This window comes from Thiomonas sp. (genome assembly GCF_034007205.1).
Lineage (GTDB): Bacteria > Pseudomonadota > Gammaproteobacteria > Burkholderiales > Burkholderiaceae_C > Thiomonas.
Genome location: NZ_JAVERI010000004.1, coordinates 82,346 through 101,380, shown reverse-complemented (window position 1 = coordinate 101,380; position 19,035 = coordinate 82,346). Strand labels below are relative to the sequence as shown.

General features: G+C 64.2%; 16 protein-coding genes. All 16 read right to left on the bottom strand.

Annotated features, from left to right (window positions below):
* Positions 1 to 68 precede the first annotated feature (68 nt).
* Entirely contained in the window at positions 69 to 368 is a 300-nt protein-coding gene (locus RBR52_RS04765; protein WP_320376045.1) for a ferredoxin family protein, read from the bottom strand.
* A complete protein-coding gene (locus RBR52_RS04760; RefSeq protein WP_320376044.1) occupies positions 365 to 1,675 on the bottom strand; it encodes an FAD-dependent monooxygenase in 1,311 nt (436 codons plus the stop codon). Before RBR52_RS04760 ends, RBR52_RS04765 begins: the two co-directional genes overlap by 4 nt.
* Before the next feature lie 25 nt (positions 1,676 to 1,700).
* Positions 1,701 to 2,792: an electron transfer flavoprotein subunit alpha/FixB family protein gene (locus RBR52_RS04755; protein ID WP_320376043.1), complete on the bottom strand. Its 1,092-nt coding sequence runs from the start codon at positions 2,790 to 2,792 to the stop codon at positions 1,701 to 1,703.
* Positions 2,793 to 2,817: 25 nt separating this feature from the next.
* Positions 2,818 to 3,666, bottom strand: coding sequence for an electron transfer flavoprotein subunit beta/FixA family protein (locus RBR52_RS04750; protein ID WP_320376042.1), 849 nt, complete (start codon positions 3,664 to 3,666; stop codon positions 2,818 to 2,820).
* A 22-nt stretch (positions 3,667 to 3,688) separates the two neighbouring features.
* Positions 3,689 to 4,054, bottom strand: a complete 366-nt coding sequence (gene nifW / locus RBR52_RS04745; protein WP_320376041.1) for a nitrogenase stabilizing/protective protein NifW — start codon at positions 4,052 to 4,054, stop codon at positions 3,689 to 3,691.
* A gap of 81 nt (positions 4,055 to 4,135) precedes the next feature.
* Positions 4,136 to 5,293 carry a homocitrate synthase gene (gene nifV, locus RBR52_RS04740; protein WP_320376040.1) on the bottom strand — a complete coding sequence of 386 codons (1,158 nt, stop codon included), beginning with the start codon at positions 5,291 to 5,293 and terminating at the stop codon, positions 4,136 to 4,138.
* Positions 5,294 to 5,439: 146 nt separating this feature from the next.
* Positions 5,440 to 8,196, bottom strand: coding sequence for a DEAD/DEAH box helicase (locus tag RBR52_RS04735; RefSeq protein ID WP_320376039.1), 2,757 nt, complete (start codon positions 8,194 to 8,196; stop codon positions 5,440 to 5,442).
* Positions 8,193 to 8,546 (bottom strand): DUF86 domain-containing protein, encoded by a 354-nt coding sequence (locus tag RBR52_RS04730; RefSeq protein WP_320376038.1) that lies wholly within the window; start codon positions 8,544 to 8,546, stop codon positions 8,193 to 8,195. The genes RBR52_RS04735 and RBR52_RS04730 overlap by 4 nt, the downstream gene beginning before the upstream one ends.
* A complete protein-coding gene (locus tag RBR52_RS04725) occupies positions 8,539 to 8,829 on the bottom strand; it encodes a nucleotidyltransferase family protein (RefSeq protein WP_320376037.1) in 291 nt (96 codons plus the stop codon). Before RBR52_RS04725 ends, RBR52_RS04730 begins: the two co-directional genes overlap by 8 nt.
* A 135-nt stretch (positions 8,830 to 8,964) precedes the next feature.
* A complete protein-coding gene (locus RBR52_RS04720; RefSeq protein ID WP_320376036.1) occupies positions 8,965 to 10,668 on the bottom strand; it encodes a site-specific DNA-methyltransferase in 1,704 nt (567 codons plus the stop codon).
* 7 nt (positions 10,669 to 10,675) lie between these two features.
* Positions 10,676 to 12,391, bottom strand: a complete 1,716-nt coding sequence (locus RBR52_RS04715) for a DUF262 domain-containing HNH endonuclease family protein (protein ID WP_320376035.1) — start codon at positions 12,389 to 12,391, stop codon at positions 10,676 to 10,678.
* An 82-nt stretch (positions 12,392 to 12,473) separates the two neighbouring features.
* Positions 12,474 to 13,211: a PDDEXK nuclease domain-containing protein gene (locus tag RBR52_RS04710; protein WP_320376034.1), complete on the bottom strand. Its 738-nt coding sequence runs from the start codon at positions 13,209 to 13,211 to the stop codon at positions 12,474 to 12,476.
* The gene (locus tag RBR52_RS04705) at positions 13,208 to 16,105 is read right to left on the bottom strand and encodes an SNF2-related protein (RefSeq protein ID WP_320376033.1); all 2,898 of its coding nucleotides are present in this window, start codon (positions 16,103 to 16,105) and stop codon (positions 13,208 to 13,210) included. The genes RBR52_RS04710 and RBR52_RS04705 overlap by 4 nt, the downstream gene beginning before the upstream one ends.
* Before the next feature lie 243 nt (positions 16,106 to 16,348).
* Positions 16,349 to 16,684, bottom strand: coding sequence for an ISC system 2Fe-2S type ferredoxin (gene fdx, locus RBR52_RS04700; protein WP_320376161.1), 336 nt, complete (start codon positions 16,682 to 16,684; stop codon positions 16,349 to 16,351).
* Positions 16,685 to 16,760: 76 nt separating this feature from the next.
* Entirely contained in the window at positions 16,761 to 18,671 is a 1,911-nt protein-coding gene (gene hscA / locus RBR52_RS04695; protein WP_320376032.1) for a Fe-S protein assembly chaperone HscA, read from the bottom strand.
* Between the two features lie 18 nt (positions 18,672 to 18,689).
* Entirely contained in the window at positions 18,690 to 19,013 is a 324-nt protein-coding gene (locus tag RBR52_RS04690) for an iron-sulfur cluster assembly accessory protein (protein WP_320376031.1), read from the bottom strand.
* Positions 19,014 to 19,035: the final 22 nt, after the last annotated feature.

Below are 19,035 nucleotides of genomic sequence, written 5' to 3'. Positions count from 1 at the left end.
TGAGAAATGCAGATTTCATGCCAAGCCTGCATTCTCCACGATGGCGATGGCGATGCCACTGCATCCATTCAGCCGAATTTGAACAAAATGCCATGCCCACCGCGTGGGTATTCCCAGTCGACATTGTGGTACTCGGTGCAGATCACCCGGCAACTGCCGCATTCGAGGCAGCCGTCGGTGATCAGCGTGACGGTGCCGTTGCCTTCGGCCGTATAGCAGGAGGCCGGGCAGATATAGGTGCAGGCCTGGCTGACGCACTCATTGCTGCAGATCTCGGGCTGCCTGATGCGGATGTGCGGCCGACCGTGATCGACCCGATAGCGGTTCTGGAAAAGTTTTTCCTCGACATTGACTGAAATGGCGCTCATCGAAATGCCCTCCACAGTTTGAATGCATCGCCGAGCAGCCCGGCGACCCCGCGCGAGCCGCGGAAGCTTTTGAAAATCTCGCGTTCCTTGGTCTTCTTGTCGTCGCCGTCGACGGTGAGCATGGTCTGCGCCGCGCGGTTGACGAGTTCGGGATAGGTGGTGAAGAACTGCGGATTGGCGTGCAGCACCTCGGGCATGTCGCGGTACTTGTGCAGGTCTTTCATCACAAAGCTGGCGTCGAGCTTGTCCTTGTACGCGCGCAGCGTTTTCTCGCTCATCGGCAGTCCGGCGGCGCGCGCCTCGATGATGGTTTCGGCGGCCAGGCGCCCGGTGGTCATCGCCAGATTCGATCCCTCGCGGTGCGCGGCGTTGACGAAACCGCCGGAGTCGCCGACGATCATCCAGCCGGTGCCGTAGAGCTTGGGAATGGCGTGGAATCCGCCCTCGGGGATGAGGTGGGCGCAGTATTCCTTCATCTCGCCGCCCTCGATCAGCGGGGCGATCGACGGATGGCGCTTGAGCTTTTCCAGCAGTGCGTAAGGCGTGGTGCGGTTGGGGTTGGACTTGAAGCCGTCGAGCATGCAGCCGATGCCGATGGTCAGCGACTCCTTGTTGGTGTAGAGGAAGGCGGTGCCGACCATGCCCTCGGTCACCTTGCCGACCAGCTCGATCACCACGCCTTCGTCGCCCTTGACGTTGAAGCGCTGCTGGATCACCTCTTCGGGCAGGAACAGGATTTCCTTCACCGCCAGCGCGACTTCCTTGGCCTTGATCTCGCCGTGGAACCCAGCCTTGCGCGCCAGCGTCGAGTTGACGCCGTCGGCGAGCACGACCACGTCGGCATAGACCTCGCCGCCCAGGCGGTCGCAGCGCACGCCGATGACGCGGTCGGCGTCGAGCAGCAGTTCCTCGACCGTGGTCTCGCAGATCAGCAGGGCGCCTGCCTCGCGCACCTTGGACGAGAACCACTTGTCGAACTGCGCGCGCAGGATGGTGTAGCGGTTGTGCGGCGGCTTGTTGTAGTCGTCGCTGCGGAAATGGGTGCCGATGAACGAGGCGTCGTCGAGCACCCACATGCGCTGCTCGATGATGTGACGCTCCAGCGGCGCGTCTTCGCGGAAGTCGGGGATGATGCGCTCGAGCGCGTCGGAGTAGAGGATGGCGCCCTGCACGTTCTTCGACCCCGGATACTCCCCGCGCTCGATCTGCAGCACCTTCAGCCCGGCCTTGGCCAGGGTGTAGGCACAGGCATTGCCCGAGGGTCCGGCGCCGACGACGATGGCATCGAAATTCTTGTTGACGTTCATGGTGCTTGCTCCGGTTGGGACGGCCTCAGGCGGCGCGGACAGCTCGGCTGTCGATGTGCGCGCGCAGCGCCCGCGTCAGCGCCGGCAGGATCTGCATCGCGTTGCCGACCACGCCGATGTGCGCGAAATCGAAAATCGGCGCGTTCGGGTCGGTGTTGATCGCGACGATCAGGTCGGCGCCTTCCATGCCGACGCGGTGCTGCACCGCGCCGGAAATTCCGGCGGCGATGTAGAGCTTGGGCCGCACCGTCTTGCCCGACTGCCCGACCTGGCGCTCGGCCTCGACCCAGCCCGCATGCACCACCGGCCGGCTGGCACCGACTTCGGCGCCGAGCACCCGCGCCAGGTCCCACACCAGGCCGAAGTTGTCGGCGTTCTTCAGCCCCTTGCCGCCGGCGACGATGATGTCGGCGTAGGTGAGGTTGACGCTGTTGCGGCTGGCATCGGGGATGAACTCGATCAGCTTGGTGACGATGTCGGCTTCGACCAGATGGACGGCGTCCTCGACCAGCGTGCCGCTGCGCGACGCGTCGCGGCGCGGCAGCGGCATCACCCGCGGGCGCACCGTCGCCATCTGCGGCCGGTAGGCCAGGGTCATGATGGTGCAGTAGAGCGAGCCGCCGAAGGTCGGGCGGGTGGCGGCCAGCGCGCGCGTCGCCGGGTCGATGTTGAGTTCGGTGCAGTCGGCGGTCAGCCCGGTCTGCAGCGTGGTCGCCACCGATCCGGCCAGGTCGCGGCCCATGGTGGTCGCGCCGAGCAGCACGATTTCGGGCTGGTGGCGGTTGACCAGTTCGGTCAGCGCGCGGGTGAATGGCTCGTTGCGGTAGCCCTTGAGCGCCGGGTCGCGCACCAGGTGGCAGCGGTCGGCGCCATAGGCCCAGGCGTCGCGGGCGAAATCGTCGAGCGCCTCGTCGGGGCCGCCCATCAGCACCCCGGAGACCGTCACCCCGAGAGCGTCGGCCAGCTTGCGCGCGGCGCCGAGCAGTTCCCAGCTCACCGGATGGACGTGGCCGCGGTCGTGTTCGATGAACACCCACACCCCCTTGTACGACTTGAGGTGTTCGGGCAGTTCCAGATTGCGTCCGCGTCCCGCGGGCTTCTTGACGGTGTCGTTCATGGCGTTGCCTCGTTTGCGTGCGATGTCAGGCGGATGCCGCGGCGATCAGATCGGCTTCGAGCGCCGGCTGGCGGGTGAAAATCATCTGCACCAGGTTGAGGGCGATGTCGCGCGGCTCGGCGGTGTCGGCCGACAGCATCTCGGCCTTGTCGCTGCGCGGCGTCGGGCCGAACACCTTGCTCACCACCGTGGGCGAGCCCTTGAGACCGATCTTGCCCAGGTCCTCGATTCCGGCGGCGACCTTATCCCACCGACGCACCGGATAGGCGGCGGCGTGGATCATCGCCGGCAGGGTGGCGAAGCGCAGCTCGTTGCTGTTTTCCAGCATGGTCACCAGGCAGGGCAGCGCGGTGCGCAGCACCTGCACCCCGCCTTCGGCGCGGCGCTCGACGGTGATGCTGCGCGCCACCGGATCGACCTCGACGATGCGCGACACATAGGTCAGCAACTGCAGATCCATGCGCTTGGCGATTCCCGGGCCGACCTGCGCGGTGTCGCCGTCGATGGTCTGCTTGCCGGCGAACACCATGTCGACCGCCTGCTCGCGCGCGATCTGGCGGATTGCCGAGGCCAGCGCATACGAAGTCGCCAGGGTGTCGGCGCCGGCGAAGGCGCGGTCGGTCACCAGCACGGCGTCGTCGGCGCCGTACGAGATGCACTTGCGCAGCGCATCCTCGGCCTGCGGCGGCCCCATGCTCAGCACCGTGACGCGGCCGCCGAACTGGTCCTTCAGGCGAAGCGCCTCTTCCAGCGAGAACAGGTCGTAGGGGTTGACGATCGCCGGGACGCCCTGGCGCATGATGGTGTTGGTCACCGGATGGACGCGGATCTGCGCCGAATCCGGAACCTGCTTGATGCAGACGACGATGTGCATGAGGGTCTCCCGCCGGTCCGGTTCAAGCCGCCTGCTTCGCGGGTGAGGCGCTGTCGCTGCGCCGCTGCGCAAGCCGGTCACGCAGCGAGGTCAACGACACCCGCTGCTGGCCTTCGGCGTCCTGGAACACCTTGAACACCTTTTCCTGTACGGCGCTGGAATGCACGAAGTCCTGATAGGCCTGGGCCAGCAGCTCGCGGTAGCGGGTGAACATCTCCACCTCGTTCAGATCGGCCAGCCCCTGCGCCTTGTGCAGGTATTGGTAGAAGCGCTTGAGGATGTGCAGGCGGTTGACATGAACCACGTGCTCGTCATAACTCACGCCGAAAAACTGCAGAAACTCTTCGGCGCTGGAGAGTTGCTTGAGGCGAATGATGAGGTCGTTCATGGCATGCTTCCTGACAGGTCTGAATGGGGTGGATGGCGTGAGGTTGGAACGGTGAGGCGGCAGGCGAACGCGGACGGCCGTTCAGATGCCGACTTCGTTCAAGCCGATGGCGAGCGCCTCACGATAGAAACGCAGCAGATCTTCCCGTTCCGGCGGACTCTTGGTCGCGCTGACGTGCTGGCGGATGCGGCCGAGCAGTTCGCCGGCATCGTCTTCCCGGAGTTCGATGCCGATCTGTTCATAGCCATGCCGCACCGCATGCGCGCCGGAGTGCTTGCCCAGCACGGTGCGGTGGCTGCGCCCCAGTTCGGCGGGGTCGAAGCCTTCATAGTTGCTCGGGTCTTTCAGCAGACCGTCCACATGGATGCCCGACTCGTGGGTGAACACCGCCGCGCCGACGATGCTCTTGCCCGCGGCAACCGGACGACCGGAGGCCTTGGCCACCAGAGCGGAAATCTGCGGCAGCGTGTCGGTGGCGACGCCGCATTCCACGCCGTGCAGATGGCGCAGCGCCATGACCACTTCCTCCAGCGGCGCATTGCCGGCGCGCTCGCCCAGGCCGTTGACCGTGGTGCTGACGTGCGTCGCCCCGGCGCGCACCGCGGCCAGGGTATTGGCCGTGGCCAGGCCGAGATCGTCATGCGCATGCATCTCGATGTCCAGATCGACCGCCGCGCGCAGTTGGGCGATGCGCTCGAAGGTGGTGAACGGGTCGAGCACGCCGAGGGTGTCGGCGTAGCGCAGGCGGATCGCGCCCGCCTGCTGCGCCGCCTGCGCGGCACACAGCAGGAAATCCGCATCGGCGCGTGAGGCATCTTCAAACCCCACGCTGATCTGGCTGCCCAGCGTGCGGCCAAACCGCACATGGCGATAGATGGCATCGAGCACCCAGTCGCGGTTGCGCCCGAGCTTGCGCTCGATCTGGATGTCGGACACCGGTATGGACAGATGCACGATGTCGGCCCCGCACGACACCGCCGCGGTCAGATCGGACTCGCACATGCGCGCCCAGACCATGGTGCGCGCCTTGAGCCCCAGGCCGACGATGGCGCGGATGAGGTCGATCTCGCGTGGCCCCATCGCGGGAATGCCGATCTCCATTTCCGGCACGCCAGCCTGGTCGAGCGCGCGGGCGATGCTGAGCTTTTCCTCGTCGGCGAAGGCCACACCGGCAGTCTGCTCACCGTCGCGCAGTGTGGTGTCATTGATGGTGATCGTTCGGGTGGCCAGTGTGTTCATCGACTTCTCCCAGGTTGTCGATGCCTACTGAGCAAAACCTATGCCATCACCTGGCATTTTCCAACCGCTTGATTTATTGGATGTTTTCAGGCTAGACGGCGGGTTTGGCCGATGTGGGTTTTGTCGGTTTGCCGACAAGTCGAGCCTCACGCAGTACCGGCCCGCGGCTGGTTTCCTGACCCGCTTTCATCCGGCTGGAAGCGCAGGTAATCGACGAGCCGCTTCGACTCGTCGACCTCGTCATGCGGCAGCAGCAGGTACTTCCAGGGCTTGGTGCCTACGTTCGCCGCGTGATCGGAAGCGTACTTGCACCAGCGCATGGCGGCAGCGGCCTTGGCCTGCACCTCCTGCGTGTCGATGTCGGCGCGTGCCTTGGTCTCCACCATCAAAATCGCCGCATCCGTTTCGGCCACGAAGTCGGGGATGTATTCCGGCTGCGCGGTGCCGAGCTTGTAGTAAATCTGGAACTGCCCCTTCGCGGGCTTGATCCATTTCATCGCGTCGCGCTCCAGGAGGATGGCGAAGCGCCGTTCGGTATCCGAGTCGAACTTCTGCAGCGGGTACAGGCAACGCGCGAAGCCACCGAAGAGCATCTGCTTGATGCGGCCGGGATCAGGCACGGTCTCCCGGAAGTGGTGGGCCGTCTGGCCTGCGGTGGCGGTGTAGTTGCAGGGCTTGAGTTCGGTGAAGCCGCGGCTGACCTGCACCTCGTACTCGGTCGCATCTTCCCAGAAATGCGCCATCATCTGCGCGTGGATTTCCCGTGCGATCAGGCGGCGGTCACGATCGAGGACGCTGATGGCATCAATCTCGGACAGATAACCGCGCAGGTGCTGCACCATCTGACCTGCGAGGTCGTAGAGGAGGTCGGCGTGGGTGAAGTAGTCGACGTCATCGAAGTCCACCAGCGCGTGGACGATGTAGTCCTCCGGGCGCTTCTCCTTGAGCCCGACCTCGGCGGCCAGGGTGAACTGCTCGTTGCTGCGCAGCATCTGCCCGACGATCTCGTGGCTCCCCGGCTGGAGATGGAGCTGGCTCACATCCAGCTTGAAGGCGCGGAAGCCGGTCGTGACCTCGCCGGTCGGCACCACCGCGATGCGCGGGATGTCGATGGTCTGCTGCACCACGATCTCGGTGGTCTTGGCCACCACGGCAACCAGGTCGAGCGCGGGAGCGGATGCGTCCACGCCCGCCAGCAATTCGCCTTGCAGGGGCTTCAACCGCTCGGCCACCTCCGCGAGGAGCGCCGATTGCACCTCGGGTTTCAGTAGCGCGCTGCTGGTGGGCACCAGATCGCGCTTGACCTCGTACTTGCCGATGACGTCCATGACCACGCGCGCGGCCTGCTTCTCTGCCTCCGTGGTGAACACCGGCTCGGGCACAGGGATTTCCGCTCCGTTGTCAGTGCTTGAAGCCCCCGTGATCACGACCGGTGCTCCCGTCAAACCGAGACGCGCCGCCGCCCCCGACTCGACCTGCACGCTGACCTTGTTGTCATCGCCGGACGGCGCATCGAGGATGACCTGCTTCAGCCGAATCGGCGAGTCGCCGCGGTTGGCCTCGTCGATGATCTCCTGAAACTTGTCGTGGGCGACGATGTTCAGGCGATCCACCGCCGCCACACCGGTGCGCTTGCCGTAGGGCAGACGCAGGCCGCGCCCGATGCTCTGCTCGATCAGTGTGCGCGCATTGGCGGCGCGCAGCGGCACGAGGGTGTAAAGGTTGGTCACGTCCCAGCCCTCCTTGAGCATGTTGACGTGGATGACGATCTCGGTCGGCTCATCCACGCTCTCCACGGCCAACAGGCGCGTGATCATCTCCTCTTCCTCCGCGCCGGTGCGGCTGGAATCGACCTGAATCACCTTGCCCGCGTAACGTCCCTCGTAAAAGGCATCGGACTCGATCAAGGCCTTGAGTTGCCCCGCGTGCGTGGTATCGCGAGCGATGACGAGCATGAAGGGCTTGACCGGCGGAACAAAGTTCTCGCGGGCATAGGTGAGCAGCTCGACCTTGGTCGTCTCGTGCAGGCGCACGCCGTCTTCCAGCTTGATCTTCTCGATCTCCTCGGGCGTGTGCGCCGCAGCAATGAAGTTGCGCTGGGTGACCACGGCAGGCTCCTTGACGAAGCCATCCTCCATCGCCCTTGAGAGCGGGTAGTCCATCACCACGTTCCTGAACGGCACCGGCCCACGGCTGGACTCGACGAACGGCGTCGCCGTCACTTCCAGACCGAACAGCGGCTTCAGCTCGTTGATCGCCCGCATTCCCGCCTGCGCCCGGTAACGGTGCGACTCGTCCATCAGCAGCACCAGGTCGGGCAGGTTGGCGAGATGGTTGAAATAGCTGTCGCCCAGCACTTCGCGCATGCGCTTGATGCGCGGTTCCTTGCCGCCGCGCACCTCGGAGTTGATCTTGGAGATGTTGAAGATGTTGATGCGTACTTCGCCGAACAGCTCGCCCCCGCTGATGTTCTGCTGGTCGTAATTGTCGCCGGTGATGACTCTCGGCGCGTTGATAGCGAACTCGCCAATACCCTTGAAGACATATTTTGGTGTATTGGGCGTGAAATCCGTGATCAGCTTGTTGTAGATCGTCAGGTTGGGCGCAAGCACGAAGAAGTTGTTGATGCCGTGCGCCAGATGCAAATAGGCGATGAAGGCCCCCATCAGCCGCGTCTTGCCCACCCCCGTGGCCAGTGCGAAGCACAGCGAGGGGAATTCGCGCTCGAAGTCTTCCAGCGTGGGGAACAGTGCTTTCAGCGTGGCGAGCACCGCCGATGCATCCTTGCCGTGCTCCAGCAGTTCCGGCGCGGCCTCGATGGCACGCGCCAGATGCACCAGCGATTCCGCCTGCGGCGGGCGCAGCGACAGGCGGCCACTGATGTGATGAAACACCCGATTCATTCCGACTTCTCCCGCATCGATTTCAGTTGTTGCAGCAGCTTCGGCACATCATCCTGGATGATGCTCCACAAGGTATCGTTATCGATGCCGAGATAGCCATGAATCAGGCGATTGCGAGTGGCAATGACCATGCGCCACGGGATCTCCGGGTGAGCCTGTCGCGCCGGTTCTGGAATATGCGTTGCCGCTTCGCCAATCAGTTCCAGATTACGCAGCGTGGCATCGTAGTTCAGTCCACTGGCCTCGAAGCCTGCCTGATCGAGACCCTGGGTATAAACCAGCACCTTTTCGGCAAAGCCGATCATGTCTTCCAGGTAGAAACGCCACTCGCGCGGCGGAGCTTCAGACATACAGCGCCTCCCGCTCGATGTAGGGACGCAGCTCCTTGCGCAGCGCCTTTGCCGTGACCAGATCGACCGGGCGCCCCAATAAATCCTCCAAATAAAACTGCACACCGAAATATCGTGCGGATGTTGCAGGCCCATCGAAATCGACCAGTACATCGATATCGCTATCGGCCCGGGCCGAGTTGCGCGCCGTGGAGCCGAACAGCGCCAGGCGGGTCACGCCGTAGCGGGTTGCCAAGGTGGGTTTGCTTTGAGCCAAAAGCCTCAATGCTTGTTCGCGATTCATATCGCCTCCTCGAATCGATTCAAGCGCCTTTTTGCCATCGCCATCGGGAAAAAGGCATTCATGCAGCAGCCTGCTGCACAATTTCAGTGTTTGGCTTGGCGGCGTAATCCGCCGGAATGCCTGCAAGGTTCCGGCTCATGCCCCGTCCTCCCCGCCATCGCCAAACAGGTCAGCCGTGCCGCTGACCGCCCTGCCTGTTTTGCTCCCTCTCCCTCCGGGAGAGGGTTGGGGTGAGGGCGTCTCCGGCTGCGGCGCCGCCATCGGCAGATTGGCCACATTCAGGCTGTAGTCGTCGTGCCCCCACTCGCAGCGGGCCAGCACCATCTTCGGAATCTTCTTCAACGTCAGATTCGGCCAGCGCTGCGAGGCCTGCGCCGCCGTTACGCCGCGAAAGGCCGCGCAGCACACCAGCAGGCTGCGTTCGCTGCCCACTTCATCGGCCAGCGCCTGCAACTGCTCAGCGGACAGGTTCTGCGTGGTGACGTAGATGAAATCCCGCTCGCTGGAATGGCCGTGCTGCCACCAGTGCACCTCGGACGGCGCATAGCTGAAGCCCTCCAGCTTGGCCAGCGCCTCGGCCAGTTGCGCCGCGTTGTACGCCGGGTTGATGACCGCGTTGCCCCAGCGGTCGTTGACGATCAGCGTCGGTGCGAGTTTGTAATAGCGGAAACCGCCGCCGCCCTGCCAGCCCACCGCCTTGGAAATGCCGCCCTGATCCTCGCCGTCGATCACCTTCTTCAGCCGCGGGATGATGTGGGTGTGGCAGTGCTCGCCCAGCTCGACCATGATCCAGCGACGGCCCATCTTGTGCGCGACCGCACCCGTGGTGCCGGAGCCGGCGAAGGAGTCGAGGACGAGGTCGCCAGGGTTGGTGGCCAACATCAGGACACGCTCAAGAAGTCGCTCCGGCTTCGGCGTGTCAAAGAGATTTTCACCAAACAACGCCCGCATTTCCTTCTTCGACTCGTCGTTGTGACCAACTTCATCGTAGGGCCAGATGGTGGTGCTTGGAATCGTGTCAGTAACTTCTGACAGGAATCGCTTGTATGCGGGGCGTGCATCGCCTTCCACACCGAACCAGATGCGGTTGTCTGCTATCAACTCGGCGAACTTCTCCTTCGTGTAGCGCCAGCTTGTACCAGACGGTGGATAGACCTCCCGACCAGAAGGCAACGTGACAGGGAAAATCGCATAGTCGCGTGCTTCGTTGCGCAGAACATCGCTCGCTTTCCAGGGCCCACGAGGGTCGTTGTCCCGATTCGTATATCGACCAGTTTGCTTCTCAGTCTTCGGCAACCGTCCAAGATTGAACCTGGTCAAGTCTTTGGCGACAACGAGCACGAAGTCATGAGAGTTCGAGAAGTACTTAGAGTCGGATTTCGGTGCGTACTTCTTCTGCCAAATGACAGTAGAAACAAAATTCGCCCGCCCAAACACCTCATCACACAACACCTTCAAGTAATGCGCCTCGTTGTCGTCAATGGTGATCCACAACGACCCATCCTCCGTCAGCAGTCGCCGGATGATCTCCAGCCGGTCGCGCATCAGCCCCAGCCAGATCGAGTGCTCCAGCCCGTCGTCGTAATGCGTGAACGCGCTGCCGGTGTTGTACGGCGGGTCGATGAACACGCACTTCACCCGGCCCGCAAACTCCGCCTCCAGCGCCTTCAACGCCAGCAGGTTGTCGCCAAAGATCAGCCGGTTGTCGAAGAGGTCGTTCTCCGTCACCCGATGCCTGGCGTGATACGACTTCTCAGGCTCTTCGAGCAGAATGCGCGGCTCCAGCCTGGGCCGCTTCTCCTTGCCGATCCAGGTGAGTTCGAGTTTTTGTTTGTTCATGGGGGTTTCAACTCAATTGCGCGATGCGCCAGACGGCCGTGGCGAGCCGGGCCAATTGCTGCTGGCGTGCCTCTACGCGCTCGGGATTCCATTCGGCGTTTTCTTCGGCGAGCGAGCGGGTGAGCGTCAACCCGCTGGCGGCGAGCACCGGCCGCTTTTCGGCGTAGGGTCGGTTGGCGATGTCCTTGTTCCTGCCCGCTTCCAGCATGACCATATTGCCCAGCCGATAAACGAAGTTCTCCAAATCGCGATCGGAAAACGCCTCCCAGCCTGCTTGCGGCGACTGGGGCAGCACGTGCTCGATGGTGTAACTCGCGGACTCGGGGTCGAAGTCGATGCCCCCGGCCTGCCGCTCCAGCTTGCTCAGGACATAGCGCACGATCTTGGCGTTGCGGCTCTGGGTGGTCTTGATGCTCTTTTCGGCGAAGTCGGCGCGAAAGGCTTCATCACTCCGGTACACGGGGTGCAGCGCTTCCAGCACGTCACCGAGCGACTGTGCCTCGCCCCGGTGCAGCCGGAGGGCGACAGTGTGGTAGATGCGTTCCTGCTCGCTGGTGTGCTGGGAGCCGATGACGTTGTAGCGAAAGGCGATGACGACAGTGGCGCGCAGCAGCGCCTCGAAGTCCCCATCGGTCAGCCGCCGCCTGGCCGCCATGAGCATGGGATAAGGCTGGCGCACAGAGAACATGCGCAAATCCTGCGCGCTTTTCTTCCACGAGGCAGGCCATTGCGATCCTTCGGGCTGGCTGAGCGCAAGATAGGTGTCGATGTCCTCATCCATCTCGCGCAGAAGCTGAAATACGGCCTCGCGGGTCTCGATGCGGTTGCGTATGGTTTTGAACAGTTCCGACTGTCGGGCGAAGCTGTTGCGGCTGTTCCAGTGCATGCGCAGAAAATCGGGAAAACTTTCCTGACCAAGCCGCCCGACCATGTTCTCCCAGCGACGTTCCAGCTCGTCCAGTTCGTGCGCCGATTCGCCGCCTCGGGCAAGCACCGAAAACAGATAGTTCTTGAGCAGGTCGGTGGCGGAAAGGCGCACACCGCGTGCATTGAGCGTCTCGAATACCTTGTAGGCGTTGAGTTCGTCGGCCACCGTGATGACGGTAAAAAACAGCTTGTCGCTCATGGTGTCGATGAAGCGCGCCAGCGCCATGCCGGCGTCGGCTTCCGTCTTGACCCAATCGCGCAAACGCCGCTCGAACCACTCGAAACCCTTGCGCATGGCATGCGTGGACGCGGGAAAGCCGCGCTGCGGCAGATGCTCGGCGAGGGTGACGAGATAGTCCCGGTAGTAGGTGTCGTTGTTGCGATTCAGCGCCAGCTTGTTGCGGGTGGTCAGAGTCACGGGGTCCAGATAGCCGATGTAGGTGGCGCGCAATTGTTCCAGGCGCTTGGCATTGGCATCGGCCGGACTGCCTGCACCCGGCAGCTTGTTGAGCAGACGCATGCTGGCGAGCACGATCAGGCTCAAGGTCGTGAGCCGCTGCTGGCCGTCGATGACCTCGAAAATGCGGTTATCCCCGGTTTGCAGCACCAGATAGCCCATGTAGTGGGCGGGTTCGCCATCGGCCGGCAGCGTGCCGACGATGTCGTCCCAAAGGTCCTCCCAGTGCTCCTCGTCCCAGGAGTAGTCGCGCTGGAAACGCGGGATGCGGTAGACAAGGCCGTTACCCAACAGTTGGCGATAGGTGCGGTTCTCGGTGTTGAAGTTGGTTGCGGTCATCGTTCCCACCTTTTCATCCCAATTCTCACTCCACAGTGAACAGCGTGCGCTCTTCGACCTGTTGCTGGAGCTGCACCTCGAACTAATTGATGAAGTCATTGCGCTGGGCTTCGACTTCGTCGGCAAAACTCACGCGCTGCTGACGGGCGACGAAGGCAAAGCCCCGGCCCAGTTCCAGCAGGAAGCTTTGCAGATTGTCCATGATGGCCTGTTCCAGATCGCCTTCCAGGAAGCAGCTGGCGTTCAGGTTCAGGAAATCCAGCACATAGGGATCGCGCAAGAAATCTTTCGCGGTTTCGGCCAGGGGCGCGGTTTGTTCCCTTGCTTGCGTCTCGACGACGGCCTTGTCCTTGCTGGCGAGCAGGCGCTCGTAGTACAGCACGCCGATTTGCCGCTCCAGCGCGCGCACGCTCCAGTTCTGGCTGACAGATTCGCGCAGATACCAGTCGCGGGCGGCGGGATTGTCTATCCGCGCCAATGCGTTGTAGTGCGACCAACTCAATTCAGGAGACACCGTCTCTCGTATTGGGAAGGCCTGGTAAAACCGGCGCATGTTGCGCAAGTTGCTGACATCGAACCCCTTGCCGAACCTGTCTGTCAGCCGAGCGGAGAGCGCGGCCAGTTGCCGTTGCCCGTAGGCGGCGCGGGCTTGCCCTTGCTGTTCGTGTTCCACGATCAGACGGCCGATTTCCCAGTAGCAGACCACCATGGCCTGATTGACGCTTTGGCGCACATGGCTGCGTGCCCGTTGGACGATCTCGGCAATCTGTCCTGCCAAGGACTCCAAAGCATCGTGTTGTCGGGCTGGGGTGTGGTTCATCGCAATTCCCATTCCACGGTGAACAGCGTGCGCTCCTCGACCTGCTGCTGGAGTTGCACCTCCAACTGATTGATGAGGTCGTTGCGCTGGGCTTCGACTTCGTCCTGCCGGGCGAACAGCTCGCGGCGCAGCTTGCTGCGCTTGGCTTCCAGCTCGCGCTGCCGCTTCTGCCAGGACAGCTTTTCTTCCAGCGTCGGCGAGATCGCGGCGGTGCGGCGCACTTCCTTGATCTCGCGGTCGATTTCCTTGATGTCCTGCTCCAGACCGAGCTTCAGGTCGTCCGCCCAGGCGTCGAGTTTCTGGACTTCCTGCTCGAAGTAGCCGAGGTTGCGCTGGTTGATGTCGCGCAGCAGGACAGTCTTGCGGGCTTGGACATCGGCTTGCAACTCGGGCGGGATGCCCTCACCCCCTGCCCCTCTCCCGAGGAGAGAGGGGAGTTCGATGGCGGGCAGGCGCAGCAGCTTTTCGGGGTCGTCTTCCGCGAGTACGACGCCGTCGGTCGTGCCCGCGGCAACCAGCAGGTGTTGCTCCCGATTGCCCAATGCCTCGACTTCGAGCAGTTTCAGGGTGAGCCATCCGGCCTTGCCGCGATATGGCTCCAGCGTGCTGATCTTGGTGCCGTAGGCGTTGTAGTCGAAGACGAGACGAGCCCCGTCGAGTGCGCGAGCCTTGGCCTGCTCGATGCCCCATCGCGCCAGCGGATGATTGATGCGGTATAGGTGCGCGTCGCCGGAGCGGCGGGGGAGTTCGTAGCGACCGAGTGGCACATCACCCTCACCCCCGTCCCCGCCTGCGGGAGAGGGGAGGCGAAGCAGATCGAACCCCTCGTCGTCGAATGCGGCGCAGTCGCCCAGTTCCGCCCGGGTCAGGTCCATCAACATGCGTTCGTATTTGCTTCGCGTGTTGCGGCTGTCCTCGGCCCGCATGCGCAGCTTGTCCTGCACTTCCTCGTCGAAGTTCTCCAGCAGGAGCTGGCGGGTCTTGACCATCGCCTCGTTGATCTCGCCGGAGAGGTCGAGCCGAAGCTGCTCGAAGCGGGACCGGATTTCCTCGGGGTCGCGGCAGTTCTGGTAGATATCGGCGATGCGGCGCTCGAAATCGACGCCCGAACCGATGGCGCCCAGCACCTCGTCGCTGGCCCCGAATACCCCATCGAACAGCCGGAATTTCTGCTCCAGCAGTTCGTAGACGCGGCGGTCCGCCTCATTGCCGAGATCGACGAAGTTGACCACCACCACGTCGTGCTTCTGCCCGTAGCGGTGGCAGCGCCCGATGCGCTGTTCGATGCGCTGCGGGTTCCACGGCAGGTCGTAGTTGATGACCAGCGAGCAGAACTGGAGGTTGATGCCTTCGGCTCCGGCCTCGGTGGCAATCATGACCTTGCCGCGCTCCTTGAAATGCTCGACCAGGGCCGCGCGGGTGTCGGCGGTCCTGGAGCCGCTGATGCGGTCGGTGCCTTGGTGGCGCTTGAGCCAGTCCTTGTAGATGGCCTGCGCACGCGCGTCGCTGTTGGTGCCGTTGAAGAGCACGATGCCGTCGCCGTAGGGCGTGTCGGCGAGCAAATCGAGGAGGTAGTCCTGCGTGCGCCTGGACTCGGTGAAGAGGATGGCCTTTCTGGTCGCGCCCAAGCGATCGAGTTCGGCAAAGGCACGGTCGAGCGCGGTGAGCAGAGCGCGGCCCTTGGCGTTGTCGCGGATGTTCGTTGCCAGCGTTTTGAAGTGGCGCAGCTCCTCGATCTCCTGCGCGATGGCGTCGCGTTCATCGCGGCCCGCTGCCTTGCTGCCCAGCTCCTGGTCTTCCCATTCGTCGGCGGTCTCTTCGAGCGACTCGTAGTCCTCGTCCAGTTCTTCGGCCAGATCGGGAACCACGGGAGCTTCGTCCAGCACCCCCTGGAGGCGTCTGGCCATGGTCTCCAGCGCCCCTGCGATGGCGTGCGTGCTGGAGGCGAGCAGCTTCCACAGCACCAGCGAAATCAGTTGGCGCTGACCCTCGGGCAGGGCCTTGAGGTTGGGGCGGCGCAGGTAATCGGCGACGAGCCTGGAAAGTTCCTGCTCTTCGCTCGACGGCGTGAATTCCTGGACGATGGCGCGGCGCGCGGTGTACGACACGTAGGGCTGAACCTGGCGGCGCAGGGTGCGCTTGCAGAGGGGGGCCAGCCGCTCACGCAGGCTGCCGAAGGATTGCTCCCGGCCGGTGAACTGCGAGCGGAAGCTGTCGAGGTTGCCGAACACGCGGTCGTCGATGAAGCTGACCAGCCCATAGAGTTCGAGCAAAGAGTTCTGCAGCGGCGTCGCGGTCAGGAGCGCCTTGGAATGCACGTTTGCGAGCGCCTCCTTGAGGGTCCTGGCGATGACGTTGCCGGTCTTGTAGACGTTGCGCAGGCGATGCGCTTCGTCGAGCACGACCAAGTCCCAGGCGATGCCCTTGACGTCGTCGGCCTTGGCCTTCGCGAACTGATAGGAACAGATGATCGGGCCGGAGGCGAACAGGAACGGGTTCTGCCGCTCCTGTTTTCGGATCGCGTTGTAGCTCTTGGCTTCGAGGATCAGCCCTTGCAGGCCGAACTTGTCCTGCAGCTCCTGGTGCCATTGCTTGCGCAGGTTCGCCGGCACGATGATGAGCACCTTCCGCCGCCGTTCCGCCCAGCGTTGGGAGATGACCAAGCCGGCTTCGATGGTCTTGCCCAGACCCACCTCGTCGGCGAGGATCACGCCACGTGAGAGGGGGTTGCGGCAAGCGAAGAGCGCGGCCTCGACTTGATGGGGATTCAGATCGACTTGCGCATCGACCAGGGTCGAAGCCAGCGACTCCACCGAGTCGCCTGCTGCGCGCCTGGTCAGCAACCAGGCGAAGTACTGGCTCTGGTGCGGCGTCAGAAGCTGCGGTGTTGTCAACGGGACCCCAGGTCATTTGCGGGCGAAACTCTGCGCCCCCCTCGAATGGGCATTTTCCCATATCGGGGCTTGATCGAAGCGCGCGTGGCGCACGCTGTCCGAGCAAAAAAACTCCACGCCCGCTGGCGGTGGACGCTAGGAGCCTGTCGGACTTGAGGAGGGGGATCTGGAAGTGGGCAGATTACGGCCTGTTCTCGCCATTTCCCCACCCCTCCCTCCCCACGAGTGGGGAGGGAGATTGATTCAGCGCTCGCGGGCGTGGTTGCGGGTGTGGCGGGGGAGTTCCACGACCAGTGGGGCGTCGCTCAGCCGCACGCAGCAGGCCAGGCGCGATTGCGCGTCCAGCCCCCAGGCGGCGCCGAGCTGGTCTTCTTCCTGTTCGTCAGCGGGTTTGACCTGGTCGCCGCCGGCGCGCAAATGCACGTGGCAGGTGGCGCAGGCGCAGACTTTCTCGCAGGCGTGTTCCACGGCGATGCCCTGATCGAGCAGGGCGTCGAGCAGGGTTTTGCCCTTCCTGGCCTCGAACGCAGCGCCCTGGGGGCAGAGGTCGGGATGCGGCAGCACCTGCACCTGCGTCATGGTCTGAATGCTTTCGATCGCCTGCGGCATGGTCTTTCCCTGCTGGATGGTGAGTGAAATCGGCTGAAACCGGCGCTCAGCAGGGCACATCATCCAGGCGCATGCCGCCCAGCGCCTGGCGCACTTTGGCATCCATGCGGCGCCCGGCGAATTCGGTCGTCGCCTGATTGAGTGCGGTGCTGGCTTGCTGCAACAGATCGCGCTGCTGGCGCAGCGCCTCGCCGTCCTGCGATTCGCCCGCGGCGAGCGGCTCCAGCACATCGGCCAGTTGCTGCATGCACTGGACGATGGCGCGGTATTCCTCATTGCTGAGCAGGGCGCGGCCGTCCTCGCGCAGCGCAGCGTCGGTGGCGTCGAGCAGGCGGCGGGCGTCCACTTCGGCTTCGCGCAGCATGCGCAGCGCGGCGTCGGCCTCGGCGCTGTGCATGGCGTCGCGCAGCATGTCGGTGACCTGTTCATTGCCCAGACCGTAGCTCGGCTTGACCTCGATATGCGCTTCGATCCCGGTGCTTTGTTCATGCGCGCTCACGCTCAGCAGACCATCGGCGTCGATCTGGAACGTGACCCGGATGCGCGCCGCACCGGCCACCATCGGCGGTATGCCGCGCAGTTCGAACCGCGCCAGCGAGCGGCATTCGCTCACCAGATCGCGCTCGCCCTGCAGCACATGCAGCGACATGGCGGTCTGCCCGTCCTTGAAGGTGGTGAAATCCTGCGCCCTTGCGGTCGGCACCGTGCTGTTGCGCGGGATGATCTTTTCCACCAGACCGCCCATGGTCTCGATGCCCAGCGACAAGGGGCAGACGTCGAGCAGCAGCAGGCCGTCGTCGCTTGCCGCGCGGTTGCCTGCGAGCTGATCGGCCTGGATCGCCGCGCCGATGGCCACGGCCTGGTCCGGATCGATATTCGTCAGCGGCTCACGGCCGAACAGCCGGGCCACGGCGTGGCGCACCTGCGGCATGCGGGTGGCGCCGCCGACCAGAATGACGCCGTCGACCTCGTCGGCATGCAACTGAGCATCACCGAGCGCCTGGCGCACGCAGCGCAGGGTGCGGTCGATCAAGACCTTGCTCAAGACCTCGAAGGTGTTGCGATCGAGCGCGGCGCTTTGCAGCGAACCGTCGGCGCAGGCGCATTGCATCACCGCGCGATCCTGCGCACTGAGGCCTTCCTTGGCGGCGCGGGCGGCGCGGGTGAGGTGGGGGGCATCGCCGGCGAGCCAGGCGTCGGCGCCGGTTTGGTCGACGAACCAATCGACGATGGCACGATCGAAATCATCGCCGCCCAGCATGGCATCGCCGTGGGTCGAGAGCACCTCGAACACGCCGCGCGTCAGACGCAGGATGGACACGTCGAAGGTGCCGCCGCCGAGGTCGTACACCACGAACACGCCTTCGCTCGCGTGGTCCAGGCCATAGGCCACGGCGGCGGCCGTGGGTTCGTTGAGCAGCCGCAGCACCGGCAGACCGGCCAGGCGCGCGGCCTCCTTGGTGGCCTGGCGCTGCGCTTCGTCGAAGTACGCGGGCACCGTCACCACGGCGCCGACCAGCTCGCCGCCGAGCGCGGCTTCGGCGCGCGCCTTCAATGCGCGCAACACCTCGGCGCCGACTTCGCTCGGAGACTTGATGCCGGCCGCGGTGCGCACCGCCACGGCGCCGGGTTGCTCGACCAGGCCGTAGTGCACCAGGCCGGGTGCGAGCTCGTCTGCCGTGTGCCCGATCAAGCGCTTGGCCGATGTGATGGTGTTGTGCGGATCGTCGGCCAGGCGCTCGCGCGCTGCATGGCCGACGGTCACGCTCCCGTCTGCGGCGTAGTGCACCACCGACGGCAGCAGGATGCCGCCGTCGGCGTCGGCCAGCGCGACCGCCTGTCCGCTGCGCACCGTCGCCACCAGCGAGTTGGTGGTGCCCAGGTCGATGCCCACGGCGAGCCGGTGCTGATGCGGCGCGGCGGAACGTCCGGGTTCGGCGATCTGGAGCAGGGCCATCGCGGGCTTTCCGTTGGATTACACGGCGAACGACTCGCCGCAGCCGCAGGTGGCGCTGGCGTTGGGGTTGAGGAAGCGGAAACCCTCGTTCAACCCTTCGCGCGTCCAGTCGAGCTGGGTGCCATCGAGCAGCGGCAGGCTGCGCTGATCGACGACGATGGTCACGCCCTCGGTTTCGAAGCAGGCGTCGTCGTCGTTGACCGCATCGACGAATTCCAGCGCATAGGCATAGCCGGAGCAGCCGCTGGTCTTGATCGCCAGCCGCAGGCCCAGCCCGGCGCCGCGCTTGTCGATGGCCTTGCGCACCTGCGCCGCGGCCTTGGGGGTGACGGAAATACTCATTGCCTTGCTCCTGTCTCAAAGG

Bases quoted from the DNA above. Each gene is read 5' to 3' on its own strand.
- RBR52_RS04765 (WP_320376045.1), bottom strand. From the start codon at position 368: ATGAGCGCCATTTCAGTCAATGTCGAGGAAAAACTTTTCCAGAACCGC.
- RBR52_RS04760 (WP_320376044.1), bottom strand. From the start codon at position 1,675: ATGAACGTCAACAAGAATTTCGATGCCATCGTCGTCGGCGCCGGACCC.
- RBR52_RS04755 (WP_320376043.1), bottom strand. From the start codon at position 2,792: ATGAACGACACCGTCAAGAAGCCCGCGGGACGCGGACGCAATCTGGAA.
- RBR52_RS04750 (WP_320376042.1), bottom strand. From the start codon at position 3,666: ATGCACATCGTCGTCTGCATCAAGCAGGTTCCGGATTCGGCGCAGATC.
- nifW (WP_320376041.1), bottom strand. From the start codon at position 4,054: ATGAACGACCTCATCATTCGCCTCAAGCAACTCTCCAGCGCCGAAGAG.
- nifV (WP_320376040.1), bottom strand. From the start codon at position 5,293: ATGAACACACTGGCCACCCGAACGATCACCATCAATGACACCACACTG.
- RBR52_RS04735 (WP_320376039.1), bottom strand. From the start codon at position 8,196: ATGAATCGGGTGTTTCATCACATCAGTGGCCGCCTGTCGCTGCGCCCG.
- RBR52_RS04730 (WP_320376038.1), bottom strand. From the start codon at position 8,546: ATGTCTGAAGCTCCGCCGCGCGAGTGGCGTTTCTACCTGGAAGACATG.
- RBR52_RS04725 (WP_320376037.1), bottom strand. From the start codon at position 8,829: ATGAATCGCGAACAAGCATTGAGGCTTTTGGCTCAAAGCAAACCCACC.
- RBR52_RS04720 (WP_320376036.1), bottom strand. From the start codon at position 10,668: ATGAACAAACAAAAACTCGAACTCACCTGGATCGGCAAGGAGAAGCGG.
- RBR52_RS04715 (WP_320376035.1), bottom strand. From the start codon at position 12,391: ATGACCGCAACCAACTTCAACACCGAGAACCGCACCTATCGCCAACTG.
- RBR52_RS04710 (WP_320376034.1), bottom strand. From the start codon at position 13,211: ATGAACCACACCCCAGCCCGACAACACGATGCTTTGGAGTCCTTGGCA.
- fdx (WP_320376161.1), bottom strand. From the start codon at position 16,684: ATGACGCAGGTGCAGGTGCTGCCGCATCCCGACCTCTGCCCCCAGGGC.
- hscA (WP_320376032.1), bottom strand. From the start codon at position 18,671: ATGGCCCTGCTCCAGATCGCCGAACCCGGACGTTCCGCCGCGCCGCAT.
- RBR52_RS04690 (WP_320376031.1), bottom strand. From the start codon at position 19,013: ATGAGTATTTCCGTCACCCCCAAGGCCGCGGCGCAGGTGCGCAAGGCC.